11 protein-coding genes and 1 other RNA gene are annotated in these 12,103 nt (G+C 71.2%); 5 read left to right on the top strand and 7 right to left on the bottom strand.

Translation table 11 applies throughout. From position 1 onward, the window contains the following. Positions 1-12 precede the first annotated feature (12 nt). On the bottom strand, positions 13-177 hold the full coding sequence (locus tag ACX9TP_RS36750) for a hypothetical protein (protein ID WP_482975317.1): 165 nt from the start codon (positions 175-177) through the stop codon (positions 13-15). Positions 178-360: 183 nt separating this feature from the next. Then, positions 361-1,146, bottom strand: coding sequence for a cupredoxin domain-containing protein (locus tag ACX9TP_RS36755; RefSeq protein WP_482975318.1), 786 nt, complete (start codon positions 1,144-1,146; stop codon positions 361-363). A 159-nt stretch (positions 1,147-1,305) separates the two neighbouring features. Here ACX9TP_RS36755 and ACX9TP_RS36760 point away from each other — a divergent pair, with 159 nt between their 5' ends. Further along, complete coding sequence (locus tag ACX9TP_RS36760; protein WP_482975319.1) at positions 1,306-2,037, top strand: zinc ribbon domain-containing protein; 732 nt, start codon at positions 1,306-1,308, stop codon at positions 2,035-2,037. A 62-nt stretch (positions 2,038-2,099) separates the two neighbouring features. Beyond that, an RNA gene (gene rnpB, locus ACX9TP_RS36765) (RNase P RNA component class A) lies at positions 2,100-2,497 on the top strand. Positions 2,498-2,624: 127 nt separating this feature from the next. On the opposite strand, the gene ACX9TP_RS36770 is transcribed toward rnpB, so the two are convergent. Then, positions 2,625-3,182 carry a hypothetical protein gene (locus ACX9TP_RS36770; RefSeq protein WP_482975320.1) on the bottom strand — a complete coding sequence of 186 codons (558 nt, stop codon included), beginning with the start codon at positions 3,180-3,182 and terminating at the stop codon, positions 2,625-2,627. Between the two features lie 69 nt (positions 3,183-3,251). Here ACX9TP_RS36770 and ftsY point away from each other — a divergent pair, with 69 nt between their 5' ends. Continuing rightward, the gene (ftsY, locus tag ACX9TP_RS36775) at positions 3,252-4,814 is read left to right on the top strand and encodes a signal recognition particle-docking protein FtsY (protein WP_482975321.1); all 1,563 of its coding nucleotides are present in this window, start codon (positions 3,252-3,254) and stop codon (positions 4,812-4,814) included. A 9-nt stretch (positions 4,815-4,823) separates the two neighbouring features. On the opposite strand, the gene ACX9TP_RS36780 is transcribed toward ftsY, so the two are convergent. Then, positions 4,824-6,668, bottom strand: a complete 1,845-nt coding sequence (locus ACX9TP_RS36780) for a M1 family aminopeptidase (protein WP_482975322.1) — start codon at positions 6,666-6,668, stop codon at positions 4,824-4,826. Between the two features lie 52 nt (positions 6,669-6,720). Here ACX9TP_RS36780 and ACX9TP_RS36785 point away from each other — a divergent pair, with 52 nt between their 5' ends. Then, a complete protein-coding gene (locus tag ACX9TP_RS36785) occupies positions 6,721-7,317 on the top strand; it encodes a hypothetical protein (RefSeq protein ID WP_482975323.1) in 597 nt (198 codons plus the stop codon). A 46-nt stretch (positions 7,318-7,363) separates the two neighbouring features. On the opposite strand, the gene ACX9TP_RS36790 is transcribed toward ACX9TP_RS36785, so the two are convergent. Further along, on the bottom strand, positions 7,364-8,452 hold the full coding sequence (locus tag ACX9TP_RS36790; protein WP_482975324.1) for a PEGA domain-containing protein: 1,089 nt from the start codon (positions 8,450-8,452) through the stop codon (positions 7,364-7,366). Between the two features lie 56 nt (positions 8,453-8,508). Between ACX9TP_RS36790 and ACX9TP_RS36795 the strand changes: the two genes are divergently transcribed. Then, positions 8,509-9,060 (top strand): hypothetical protein, encoded by a 552-nt coding sequence (locus ACX9TP_RS36795; RefSeq protein ID WP_482975325.1) that lies wholly within the window; start codon positions 8,509-8,511, stop codon positions 9,058-9,060. A 66-nt stretch (positions 9,061-9,126) separates the two neighbouring features. Here ACX9TP_RS36795 and ACX9TP_RS36800 read toward each other — a convergent pair whose 3' ends face one another. Continuing rightward, positions 9,127-10,656, bottom strand: coding sequence for a cellulose synthase family protein (locus tag ACX9TP_RS36800; RefSeq protein WP_482975326.1), 1,530 nt, complete (start codon positions 10,654-10,656; stop codon positions 9,127-9,129). A 323-nt stretch (positions 10,657-10,979) separates the two neighbouring features. After that, the gene (locus ACX9TP_RS36805) at positions 10,980-11,960 is read right to left on the bottom strand and encodes a D-alanine--D-alanine ligase (RefSeq protein WP_482975327.1); all 981 of its coding nucleotides are present in this window, start codon (positions 11,958-11,960) and stop codon (positions 10,980-10,982) included. Between the last annotated feature and the right edge of the window lie 143 nt (positions 11,961-12,103).

A 12,103-nucleotide genomic window follows, 5' to 3' on the forward strand; every position in this document is an offset into this window, starting at 1 on the left:
CGCGTGCCGCCCTCAGGTTCCCGACGCGGGCGCCAGCTCCAGCAGCGCCCGGCGAATCTGCTCGTAGAGGCCGGGCCCCATCTCCTGCATGCCCACCGGTCGCGAGGTCGCCTTTCGGGGCGACTCCACCGTGCTCAGGTCGCTCGTCAAAGTCGTCCGCTTCTTCGGCTGATGCATGACTCGGCCCCCCTCTTCTTTGTTGACGTCACTCTTATAGCAATATTTCCGCCAGAACGGAAACCAGATCGAAAAATCCGCTTCTCACCCACTTATACGCTGAGCGCCGAAATTATTTCCTCGGCCCCCTCTCCCCCGCCCCGAATACGTCCGGGTTGCCCGCACCGGGTCATTCCCCCCGGCCTACTTCAGCTGGTCCGCCGTCCACTCCAGGTCCACCTGGACGGTTTCGCCGTTCTTCACATTCACGCTACGTGCCAGCTCCGGCAGGCGCTCGTGCCAGAAGACGAGGGTGTGGGTGCCCTCGGGCACCTCCAGGCGGAAGCGGCCGTCGGCGGCGCTGGTGGTGAAGTACCCATGGTCGAAGGTGCGCACGAGCGCGCGCATCCAGGGGTGGACGTCGCAGCGGATGGGAACGGCGCCGGGCGCGGCGGGCAGGGGCCGGCGCACCGTCATCCCCTCCAGGGGCATGGCCACGTTGAAGAAGGCGCGGTTGGCCCCGGAGGCGGCGCGCACGTTGTGGACCAGCGGGTCCGAGTTGCGCAGCGCCAGCGTGCCGCCGGCCCGCGCGACCAGGACAGGCGGGTCATAGATGCAGCGCTTCTGGTCCAGCACGGGCTCGGGCGGGGACTGGCGGGACGCGGGCAGCATGGCCCCGTCCTTCAGGGACACCACCGCGTAGGCGAGCGAGCCCTCGCCACCCACGACGAGGGAGCGGTCCTCCGTCTGTTCCCCGCACACGGACACGACGGTGCCGCTGGTGGGGAAGCGGGCCGGGGGCGGCGGAGTCCCGGAAAGCCGGAGGCGGCCCTCGACGGTGCCCCACCCGGTGGCGGCGGGTGCCGGAGGCGCGACGGGCGTGTCCGGATTCGCGACGGCGGCGGAGGTCGCGGGCGGAGTGGGCGCGGACTCGCGGCAGCCGGGGGCGAGCGCGAGCAGGAAGGAGCTGAGCAGGAGGGGGCGGAACACGCGCCCGGTCTAACTGGAGCGTGAAGCTGTTTCAAATGCAGCACGCCTGCCCGGGGCCCAAGGGATGACTCATGGGCCATTTGGACGTTGGACCCCCATCACCCTTGTTGGTACAAGAGCGCGGCCGTACACGGTGCGGCCCTGTGGGAGGCAGCAACTTTGCGGGAGAAATTGAAAGCGCTGGCGGAGCTGCAGAACGTTGACCTCGAGGTCGCTTCGCTCCGAAAGGCCGCGGACGTTCACCCCCGTCAGATTGCCGAACTGGAGCGGGAGCTGGGCGTTGCTCGTAGCGCCATCGAGGCCGAGCGGGCGCGGCTCACGGACATGGAGCGGCAGAAGTCGCAGCTCGAGCAGAACATCACGGACGAGAAGGACAAGGTGAAGAAGTGGGAGGCGCGGCTCAGCGAGCAGCGCTCCACCCGCGAGTACTCCGCCCTGGCCCGTGAAATCGACATCGCCAAGAAGGCGAACCTGACCATGGCCGAGGAGCTGGCGGAGCTGACGAAGCAGCTCGGCGCCGCCCGCGAGGCCATCAAGTCCAAGGAGTCCGACTTCGCCACGAAGCAGCAGGGCCTGTCCGGCCGCATGGCGGAGCTCAAGGGCAAGCTGGGCGAGGCCGAGGCGCAGGTGAAGACGCTCGAAGGCCGCCGCTCCGGCGTGTCCGCGGGCGTGGACGCCAACCTGCTCCGCCGCTACGAGTCGATTCGCAAGAAGAAGCTGCCCGCGCTGGTGGGCGTGGTGGCCGGGACCTGCCAGGGCTGCAACATGAACGTGCCCCCGCAGCTCTACAACCAGCTGCGCACCTCGCTGGGAACGGACGTGTGCCCGTCCTGCAACCGCATCATCTACGCGGTGGAAGCCCTCCAGGAAGCACCCGCGGCGACGAAGTAGCCCCCACCGTCCCTCCCCCGGAGTGGACCTGCGCCGTCCGCCTGTTGTAAGGGCACGGTGCCGGAGTGGTCCGGGTGAACGCCGGCCACCGCAGTCACGGGTGGCGGGAGGAAAGTCCGGGCTCCGTAGGGCAGGGTGCTGGCTAACGGCCAGTCGAGGCGACTCGCAGGAAAGTGCCACAGAAAACAGACCGCCCGTTCCGCAAGGGGCGGGTAAGGGTGAAACGGTGCGGTAAGAGCGCACCGCGTCCGGGGTGACTCGGACGGCACGGTAAACCCCACCTGGAGCAAGAGCCAATAGGAGCGCGTCCCTCGCAGTCCGGGGGGACAGGGATGGCCCGTCCCAGGCGTTCGGGTTGCTCGCTGATGAGGTCCCTGGGCAACCAGGGCCCTAGATGAATGTTCACTGCCCACCTCGAAAGGGGTGGTGACAGAACCCGGCTTACAGGGCCACTCCGGCTTTTTCTTCCCTGTGCCGTCCCGCTCGTGAGGCGCGCTTGAGCGCGCCTTGGGCTCTGGCGACGCGCTTCAGCGCGCCACCGGCTCTGGAGGCGCGCTCGAGCGCGCCTCGGGCCCTGGCGACGCGCCTCAGCGCGCCACGGGCACCTGCCCCAGCAGGATGCGGTCCCTTCCGTCGTTGCGCACGGCGTCCGGGTTGGTGAGCTTCAGGCGCGAGTCCGTGCGCGGCTCCCACAGGCCCAGCCAGATGTTGAGGGCGCGCGGCGAGGCGCCGGCCGGCAGGTAGATGGCGAACTCGTCCTTCACCGTCTCGCCGGGCTTCCACTGTGACGTCGCGTAGAGGCCGCCCGCGGGCTTGTGGTCCACGTTCATGCGCTCCATGCGCCCCTCGGCGTCCTCCACGTGGACGAAGACGAGGTAGTCGTCCTCGATGGGTTGGAGCACCTTGAAGTAGAGCGTCACCTTCGCCTGCTCGCCCGGGGTGAGCCGGCCGGGCTGCACCGTGGCGCCGACCAGCTCCACCTTGCCGCCGAGGTTGGCGCCGTTGCGCAGGGACAGCGGCGGCACCTGGGCGACGGTGGCCGCCCGCCGCTCCTGCGGACTGGCGCCGCCGGGCGCCTCGACGATGCAGGCGGGGCCCAGCAGGAGGACCGACGGAAGCAGGACACTGGAGAGCTTGAGGCGCATGGCCTGCCGTTTCTACCCGGCCACGGGCGCTGCATCCACTTGCGCGTTGGTGTATGCGAGGCCGCGCCCATGAAGACGCCCAACGCCCTCGACGCCCTGGCCGCGCAGGTGCCACCCGCCCCCTCCCCCGCCCCCACCCCGGGCGGGGGCACCACGCAGCCGGGCACCGGCACGCCCCCGACAGAGGGCTTCCCCGTAGGGGATGCCGTCGGCATTGGCGCCGCGGGCCTCTTCGTCCTGCTGATGGTGCTGGCCGCGCGCAAGCTGTTCTTCCGCAAGCGCGCGCCCGAGGAGAAGAAGCCCACCGCCGTCCCGGGAGAGAAGCCGGTCCTGCCGGCGGAGCGGCCCCAGCTGCGGGTGGAATTGCCGCCCTCGCAGGCGGAGGCCGCCCGGCTGCGCGAGGCGGAGGAGGCGCATGAGCGCGCCGCCACCCTGGCCCGCCAGCGCGAGGAGGCCGCCCGCGCCGCCCGCACCACCACGGACGCCGCCGAGCGCGCCCGGCTGGAGGCGCAGGCCCGGGAGCTCAAGGAGCGCGAGGAGGAGGAGAAGCGCGCCGAGTACCGCGCGAAGAAGGCCGCCGACGACGAGGCCCGCGAGCGGCGCAAGCGCGAGCAGGCCGAGGCGCAGCGGCTCGTGGAGGAAGAGCGTGCCCGCGAGGCCGCCGCCGTCGAGGAGGCCCGCCGCGCCGAGGAGGCCGCCGCGCGCGCCAAGGTGGAGGCCGAGGCCGGCCGCACGCTGGCGCAGGGCCTGGACAAGACGAAGAGCCAGGGCTTCATGGCCAGGCTCAACGGGCTGTTCGGCCAGCAGCGCCAGGTGGACGAGTCCGTGCTGGCGGAGCTGGAGGAAATCCTCTTCACCGCGGACATCGGCGTGCGTACCGCCAACCACCTGGTGGAGGTGGCGCGCGAGAAGCTCAAGCGCAACGAGCTGAAGGACCCCGAGCGCATCAAGGCCCTCATCCGCGAGGAGGTGGCCCGCATCTGTGACTTGCCGGTGCCGCGCTCGCTGGAGGGCGGAGGCCCCCCGCACGTCGTCATGGTGGTGGGCGTCAACGGCGCCGGGAAGACGACCACCATCGGCAAGCTGGCCGCGAAGCTCACCGGCCAGGGCAAGAAGGTGGTGCTCGCCGCGGGCGACACCTTCCGCGCCGCCGCCACCGAGCAGCTCGACGTGTGGGCGGACCGCGCGAAGGCCCAGCTGGTGAAGGGCGCCGAGGGCGGAGACCCCAGCTCCGTCATCTTCGACGCCATCAAGAAGGCGAAGGACGAGGGCGCGGACGTCATCATCGCGGACACCGCGGGCCGGCTCCACACCAAGGCGCCGCTCATGGACGAGCTCAAGAAGGTCAAGCGCGTCATGGACAAGGCGCTGCCCGGGGCCCCGCACGAGGTGCTGCTGGTGCTGGACTCCACCAACGGCCAGAACGCGATTCAGCAGGCCAAGCAGTTCCACGAGGCCGTGGGCGTCACCGCGATTGCGCTGACGAAGCTGGACGGCACCGCGAAGGGCGGCGTCATCATCGGCATCTGCGACGAGCTGAAGCTGCCCGTCGTCTGGGTGGGCGTGGGCGAGAAGATTGCCGACCTGCGCCGCTTCGAGCCGCGCGAGTTCGTCCAGGCCCTCTTCGACTGACGTCCGGGCTCACTCCCCCAGCAGGCCCGGCAACAGCTGCTCCAACAGCTGCTTCGACGCCGGGTCCAGCTCCAGGCCCTGCAAGTCTCCCAGGTCGCCCAGCCCCTGGGCCCCCAGCATCGAGGACAGGTCGGCCTTGCCCAGGTCCTCGTCGCCGTGCGCCTGCTGCCACCAGCGCACGCGCAGGGCCTCCAGCCGCTTCGCGTGGGCGGGGCTCGCCTTCGCCAGCTCGCGGGTGAATGCATCCCCGCCGGCCCACTTGAAGCGGTACGTGTCCACATACGCGCGCAGCGCCTGGGTGAAGGCCGCGTCCCCCACCAGCTGCCGCGAGGCGTGGTGCAGCAGCGGCGCCTTGCCGTAGACGAGCGCGCTGTACTCGAACTCGTCCGCGAAGTCGCCCGTGGGCCGGTCCGCGCGGCCGTCCTTCCCGCCCGTCATGCGGTACAGGTGGTACGCGGACACCAGCGCTTCCTTCCGCTGCGCCTCCGCCGCCCCCTTGCCGTGCTTCCACTCGAAGTAGAGGAGCGCGGCGTACTGGGCCAGCGACTCGTCCACGACGGGCAGGTGGATGGGGTCCGAGCCCACGAGGCCCGCGAAGTACTGGTGCGCCACCTCGTGCGCCACGGTGAACTCCAGCGTGCGCTCCAGCATCTCGCCCAGGTGCGCCATGACGGGGTTGCCGCCCTGCCCCATGGCCCCCAGCAGCTCCTCGAGCCCCTCCATCCCCTGGAGGCCGGCCAGCGCCTCCGTGGGGTCCACGGGGCCGCGGTACAGCGACGTGGCCACCGTGACGAGCCCGGGGAACTCCATGCCGCCCGCGCCGCCGGACAGAGGCGCCTCCACCACGCGGAAGTGCGTGTAGGGCAGCGGGCCCAGGCGCCGCTCATATTCCTCCAGCATCGCGCTGGCGTACTTCAGCACGCGCTCGCCCGCGGCCTTGTCCCGCGCCGCGTAGTGGCTCTCCACGGTGACGCCGCCCACCGTGGCCGTGGAGCGCTCGTAGCCCCTCGACACGAGGATGGGGAAGTCGCGCACCGCGGCCGCGGCGAAGGCGAAGCGCACCCGGCCGTTGCGCTCGGGCACCTCGCCCATGGGCACGCCCGTGGCGTGCACCACCCAGCCCGAGGGCACCGAGACGGTGGCCAGCACGTGCGCCGGCGCGTAGAGCGCCAGGTCGCCAATGCCCTGCGGCCCGTCCCAGGGGCGTCCCACCGCGTCCGTCGGCGGCACCTGGGGCACCACCCCCACCAGGCTGACGAAGTCCTCCGTGGCGGAGAAGGCGCCGTGGTCTCCGCCGCCTCCTCGCGAGCCTCCGCCCAACAGCCCCGACAGCATGCCCCCGCCTCCCGCCGCGGCCTGGGGCACCGTGGCCTTCACCGCCACGTCCACCACCGCCGCCGCGCCGACGGGGACCGGCTCCTCCAGCGGCACGCGGTACAGCGTGGGCTCCGGCCGCTCCAGCTTCACCGGCCGGCCGCCGACCTTCGCCCCGGACAACGTCACCCGGCGCTCCCGGGCATTGGGCGTCAGCCGCAGGTACAGCTCCGTGAGGGGCGTGTCGCGGGCCAGGACCTCCACCTGCACCCGGCCCGTCACCTCGCGTGTGGCCGGGTCCACGTCCAATTGCACCCGGTAGCGGGGCAGCTCATCCAGCGGCCCCAGGGCCTTCGCCGCCCGCACGCGCTCGGAGGGCTTGAGGTGCTGGAGGCAGAGCTGCACCTCGGGTGAGAAGGCCGGGGGCGTCGCGGCCGGAGGCGTCGCGACCGGAGGCGTCGCGGCCGGAGGCGGACCGCTCCAGGCGGGGACACCGGAGAGCACACCCCACAGCAGGCACCCGCGCAGGAAGGTCCGCATGGGGCCATGCTAATTGACCGGCTCCACCACTGCTCGTCTAGCCTGGGGGTCCATGCACTCTCGAACGCTCGTCCTGGCCGCCGCCTGGGGTCTGGTGGCCTGTGCGCGGCACGTCCCCGCCTCCCCCACCACGTCCACAGCCGCGGCTCCCCGTGCCGTACGGCTCCTGCTCGACACACCCGCGCAGGAAACGGAGCTGCTCACGAAGCTGCGCGACGACGTGGAGGTCGACACCACCGAGGGCGAGCGCACGCCGCACGTCGTGACGACGGGACAGACGCCGCTGCTGCGGCTGGAGGGCAGCCGGGCCCGCCTCTACGGCGACGCCCGGGGCACCCTGGGCATCTCCGTGGACAACTTCCTGCTGGTGGAGGTGCTGGACGCGAAGGGCAAGCTGGTGCGCAGCGCCGTGGTGGGCTTCACCGAGGGCGTCCACATGGGCAAGGAGCAGGTGGACAGCCTGGGACGCCGCGCCTTCAGCTTCGAGCCGGGCGAGGTGGACCTCACCCACCTGCTGCCCGAGTCCGAGCCCTTCCAGGTCCGCGCCACCGCGCTGGACTACTGGGGCGTGGGAAGGGTGAGCGACGTGTACCTCGTGCTCGCCCCGGACTCGCGCTCCTCGTCCGACGACGACCTGCGAGGCCAGTGAGCCGCGAGCCGAGCCCGCCCTCGAGCAGGGCGGGCAGCACGGCGACTCAGAAGCGGAAGGCGTTGGCGGGAATGCGCAGCGGGCCTCCCGAGCCGCCACCGCGCACCGGGCGCGCCCCCCGCAGGATGGCATCGCAGTTACCGCCGCACACGTCCCTGTCCGGATCCAGGGCAGCAGGACTGTTGCCCTGCGTCGCCACCACCGCGCCCACCGTGCCCGCGGCCACCACCGCGCCGACGCCGGCCCACACGTACCAGCGGCCGTACCAGGGCTTGCTGGAGCTCACCTCCGCGTCGGGCTCCGGGTCCGTGAGCGACAGGCCGGGCGACGTCTCCTCCGGCGTGCGCGACGGGTCCAACGTCGGCTTCCTCGGCGCGTCCGCGCTGGCCACCGACGTGTCCTCCAGGGGCCGCAGCGTGCCCTCCACGGAGTAGCTCCGTCCGGCGAAGACGGTGATGTTGTGCACGTCGGGCTTGAAGCCCGGCGCCCGGAACTCGATTTCGCGCGAGCCCGGCTTGAGCAGCACGTTGCCCTGCGGCACCGGCCCCACCTCGTCGCCGTCCACCAGCACCACCGCTTCGGCCACGTCCGCGGCGAGCGTGGCGAAGCCCATGGTGGCATCCAGGGACACGGACACCTCCTGCTGCGCGCCCTCCTTCACGTCGATGCGCCGCGTGTATTCGGCGTAGCCCGGCTTGCGGACCACCAGCAGGTGCTCGCCCGGCGTCACCTCCAGGGGCATGGGAGCGGCGCTCAGCGTGCCGGAGTCCTTGCCGTCCACCTGCAGCTTCGCCCCGCGCACGCCGCCCGTGATGCGCACCAGCATCTCCGTCTTCCGGGGGGCCAGCGGCGCGAGCAGGTCGTCTTCCACGGGCTCCACGGGCTTCTTGCCCGCCTTGCCCCGCGCCGTCGCGCCGCTCTTCGTCTTCGAGGACTTCGCGGGCTTCTTCGTCACCTTCGCGGGCTTCTCGCGCGGCGTCTTCTTCCGCACCACCTTCGTCTTCCCGGACTTCGTCTTCCCGGACTTCGTCTGCGGGGTGAGGGGGGTGAGGAGGTCGTCATCCTGAGCGAAGGCGGAGGACGGCGCCGCCAGGACGGTCACCAGGGCGAAGAGGACGAGGCGGTGAGGGCTCATGACGGACCGAAGGTTAGAGAGTCATCCCTGGGGAATCAAACAGAGTCCCTCCCGCCATGGCGTTGGGCGAATATCCGCGCCCCATGCACCGCGCCTCGTCCTCCCTGGCATTCGGCCTCAGTGTCCTCTTCCTTACGGCGTGCCCCGCCAAGACGCCTCCGCGCACGGAGGTGCAGGTCCCACCTCCCCCGCCCGTGCGCGTGCCTCCGGGCTGTGAGAGCAGCCAGGCAGGCAAGTACTTCCACGCGGACAACCCCGCCTTCCGCTACCACGGGGAGGACGACGGCAGCACCCTGTCGCTCTCCGTGGTGCGCGCCCACGCAGACGGGGGCACCGGCGCGCCGGACGCGAGCACCGCCACCATCGTCCTCCGGCGCACCCCCGAGGGCTTCGTGGGCCAGACGCACGCCACGGGCTTCGCCGGCTCCGGCGCGCCCTGCCCCGTCGTCTTCCCCACCGAAGTCGAGGCGTGCGCCGACGCGGGCCTCACGCTGCGCTCCGCGGCCAGCACCTCCATCGACGAGGGCTGCCGCGCCGCGCCTTCCGGCGCGCCCACCGTGCGGCTGCGGCAGGTGCTCCTGCGCGGCGAGCCGGACGCGGGCACCTGAAACGACGAAGGGGTGAGGCCCGCTGTGGACCCCACCCCCTTCGCTTCCCCGGCAGGGAGCGCCCGCTCAGGCCGCGCGGCGCGGCTGCTCGCCGGTGGCGTTCACCGTCGGGGCGGCGTCCGTCAGCTTCAGCTTGCCGGACAGGCCCAGGCCCTGCAGCAGGCTGGACACGCCGACGTACAGGAAGCCCGCCTGGAACAGGATGATGAAGGGCACCGACGTGTAGATGCGCGCGTCGATGGCGAACCAGAGCGCTCCCGTGAAGTAGGCCGCGAAGAGCAGCTCCACCACCGGCATCAGCGTCTTGCTGCCGCGGTAGGTCTTCTTCACCGCGACGACCTTCTTGCCCTCGGCGCCCGTCTTCGGCGTGCGCGCGAAGCCGGACTGCTGGTTGAGCAGCGCCTCCAGCACCGCCTTCGCGTTGTTGATGGCCAGGCCGATGCCCAGGCTCATCAGGAAGGGCAGGTACTTCACCCGCGCCCACCCATTCACGCCCATCTCCCGCTGCGCGGCCACGTAGAACACGCAGACGCTGGCGGTGGCGCTGATGAAGAAGGGCAGGTCCAGGAAGAGCGTGCCGTACAGGCCGTGCTGGAAGCGCACCACCATGCTGATGGGCATCAGCACGGACAGGAGCACCATCAACAGATAAGCCATGTTGTTGGTGAGGTGGAAGAAGGCCTCCCGCTTCACCGCCATGGGCAGGTCGCTCTTCAGGATGGTGGGCAGCAGCTTCTTCGCCGTCTGGATGGAGCCCTTGGCCCAGCGGTGCTGCTGGCTCTTGAAGGCGTTCATGTCCACCGGCACCTCGGCCGGGGAGATGACCTCGGGCAGGAAGATGAACTGCCAGCCCTTGAGCTGCGCGCGGTAGCTCAGGTCCAGGTCCTCGGTGAGCGTGTCGTGCTGCCAGCCGCCCGCGTCGGAGATGGTGCCGCGGCGCCAGATGCCCGCCGTGCCGTTGAAGTTGAAGAAGCAGCCGGAGCGGTTGCGGGCGGTGTGCTCGATGATGAAGTGCCCGTCCAGGAAGATGCTCTGCGCCTGCGTCAGGATGGAGAAGTCACGGTTGAGGTGACCCCAGCGCACCTGCACCATGCCCACCTTGTCGTCCGCGAAGAACGGCACCGTGCGCAAGAGGAAGTCCGGGCTGGGCACGAAGTCCGCGTCGAACACCGCGACGAACTCGCCGCGCGCCATCTTCAGGCCGTTCTCCAGCGCGCCCGCCTTGAAGCCCTGGCGGTTGGTGCGGTGGATGTAGACGATGTCGTGGCCCTTCTGCTTGTGCCGCTCCACGCACGCGCGGGCGATGCCACACGTCTCGTCCGTCGAGTCGTCCAGGACCTGGATTTCCAGCAGCTCGCGCGGGTAGTCGATGCGGCACACCGACTCGACCAGGCGCTCCACCACGTACATCTCGTTGAAGATGGGCAGCTGGATGGTTACGCGTGGGAGCGCCTTGAGCGGGCCCTTCGGCGTCGGCAGCTTGAACTTGTGCCGGTAGTACAGGAACGCCATCCGGTACCTGTGCGAGCCGTAGACCGCCAGCACGCACAGGACGCTGAAGTAGACGCCCAGGAAGATGATCTCGACGGTGGTCATCGGTGACGCTCAGCCCCTCCCGCTCGGCCCCCGTGGCCCGCGGTCCTTCCCTGCGCGGCGGCACCCACACCCTTCTCACGCTGACCGCCGCCAGATGGGTCTGGTGAGCCCCCGCTCCGTATGTGCCCGAAATGACGAGGTTTTAGCCTTCCGGGGTGATCGGCGCCGGACAATAGGGACGCGTCAAGGTCGTGTCAAACTATTCCCCGGATTTGAACGTTCCGTTCACGGGGAACTGACACCCTGCGTCACTGTCGTTTCGGTGGGCCGTCGGGGCCGGCGCCGGGGCTGAGGCGGCGCCGGTGGGGGGCCAACCCGCCGGGTCAGCTCACGGCGCGGCGGGGCTCCGGGGTGGCGGGGACGGGGGCCACGGCGGGGGCCTCGGTGACGCCGGCCTCGTCGCGGGTGGCCAGCGCGAGGATTCGCTCGGTGAGCTCCGCGAAGTCCAGGCCGCCCTGGGCGGCAATCTTCGGCAGGAGGCTGGTGGGGGTGAAGCCGGGCAGCGTGTTCACCTCCAGCACCACGTCGTTCTCCGTGTCCGAGCAGAGCAGGTCCACCCGGCCGTAGCCGCGGCAGCCCAGCGCGCGGTACGCGGCGAGCGCCAGCGCCTCCACGTTGGCCGCGCGTGTCGGCGACAGCCGGGGCGGGACGAAGTAGCGCGCGCCGCCCTTGTACTTGGCCTCGTAGTCGAAGCCCTCGCGCGGGGTGGCAATCTCGCAGCTGCCCAGCACCGTGTCGCCGAGGATGCCCACCGTCACCTCGCGGCCGGCCACGAAGCGCTCCACCAGCGCCTCGCCGCCGAAGCGGCACGCCTGCGCCACCGCGGGGGCGAGCGCCTGGGGCTCGTGCACCAGCGCCAGCCCCACGGAGGAGCCGCCGCACGCGGGCTTCACCACGCACGGGAAGCCCAGGTCCGCGTGCAGCTCCAGCGCGCGCGCCGCGTCGTCGCGGCCCACGCGGTAGCCCTGGGGCGTGGGCAGGTTGTGCAGCCGGAAGAGCTTCTTCGCCATGGGCTTGTTCATGGCCAGCGCCGAGGCCAGCACGCCCGAGCCCGTGTACGGCAGCTCCAGCAGCTCCAGCAGGCCCTGCACCCGGCCGTCCTCGCCCATGCGCCCGTGCAGCGCGATGAAGGCCACGTCCAGCTCCGCCGCGCGCAGCGCCCTGTCCAGGCCCGGGCCAGCGAAGATGCGGGTGACCTGGTGGCCGCGCGACTCCAGCGCCCCCACCACGGCCTCTCCCGTCTTGAGCGAAATCTCCCGCTCCTCGCCCCACCCGCCCATCAGGACTCCCACGCGCTTGCCCATGTCTTTGATGCCTCCTGGACACCGGACAGAGCACGGAGGATGCCAACCGCACCGCGCCCGGGTGGGACGGGCCGCGCCGCCCGGGTTTCCCCTCGGAACAAGGGGTTGGGCGGACGCCCGGGCAGGCGGGCAGGCGTGGTCCT

The organism is Pyxidicoccus sp. M15 (assembly GCF_056858435.1).

Coding starts and splice junctions, on each gene's coding strand:
- ACX9TP_RS36750 (WP_482975317.1), bottom strand. CDS start 177: ATGCATCAGCCGAAGAAGCGGACGACTTTGACGAGCGACCTGAGCACG.
- ACX9TP_RS36770 (WP_482975320.1), bottom strand. CDS start 3,182: ATGCGCCTCAAGCTCTCCAGTGTCCTGCTTCCGTCGGTCCTCCTGCTG.
- ftsY (WP_482975321.1), top strand. CDS start 3,252: ATGAAGACGCCCAACGCCCTCGACGCCCTGGCCGCGCAGGTGCCACCC.
- ACX9TP_RS36780 (WP_482975322.1), bottom strand. CDS start 6,668: ATGCGGACCTTCCTGCGCGGGTGCCTGCTGTGGGGTGTGCTCTCCGGT.
- ACX9TP_RS36785 (WP_482975323.1), top strand. CDS start 6,721: ATGCACTCTCGAACGCTCGTCCTGGCCGCCGCCTGGGGTCTGGTGGCC.
- ACX9TP_RS36790 (WP_482975324.1), bottom strand. CDS start 8,452: ATGAGCCCTCACCGCCTCGTCCTCTTCGCCCTGGTGACCGTCCTGGCG.
- ACX9TP_RS36795 (WP_482975325.1), top strand. CDS start 8,509: ATGGCGTTGGGCGAATATCCGCGCCCCATGCACCGCGCCTCGTCCTCC.
- ACX9TP_RS36800 (WP_482975326.1), bottom strand. CDS start 10,656: ATGACCACCGTCGAGATCATCTTCCTGGGCGTCTACTTCAGCGTCCTG.
- ACX9TP_RS36805 (WP_482975327.1), bottom strand. CDS start 11,960: ATGGGCAAGCGCGTGGGAGTCCTGATGGGCGGGTGGGGCGAGGAGCGG.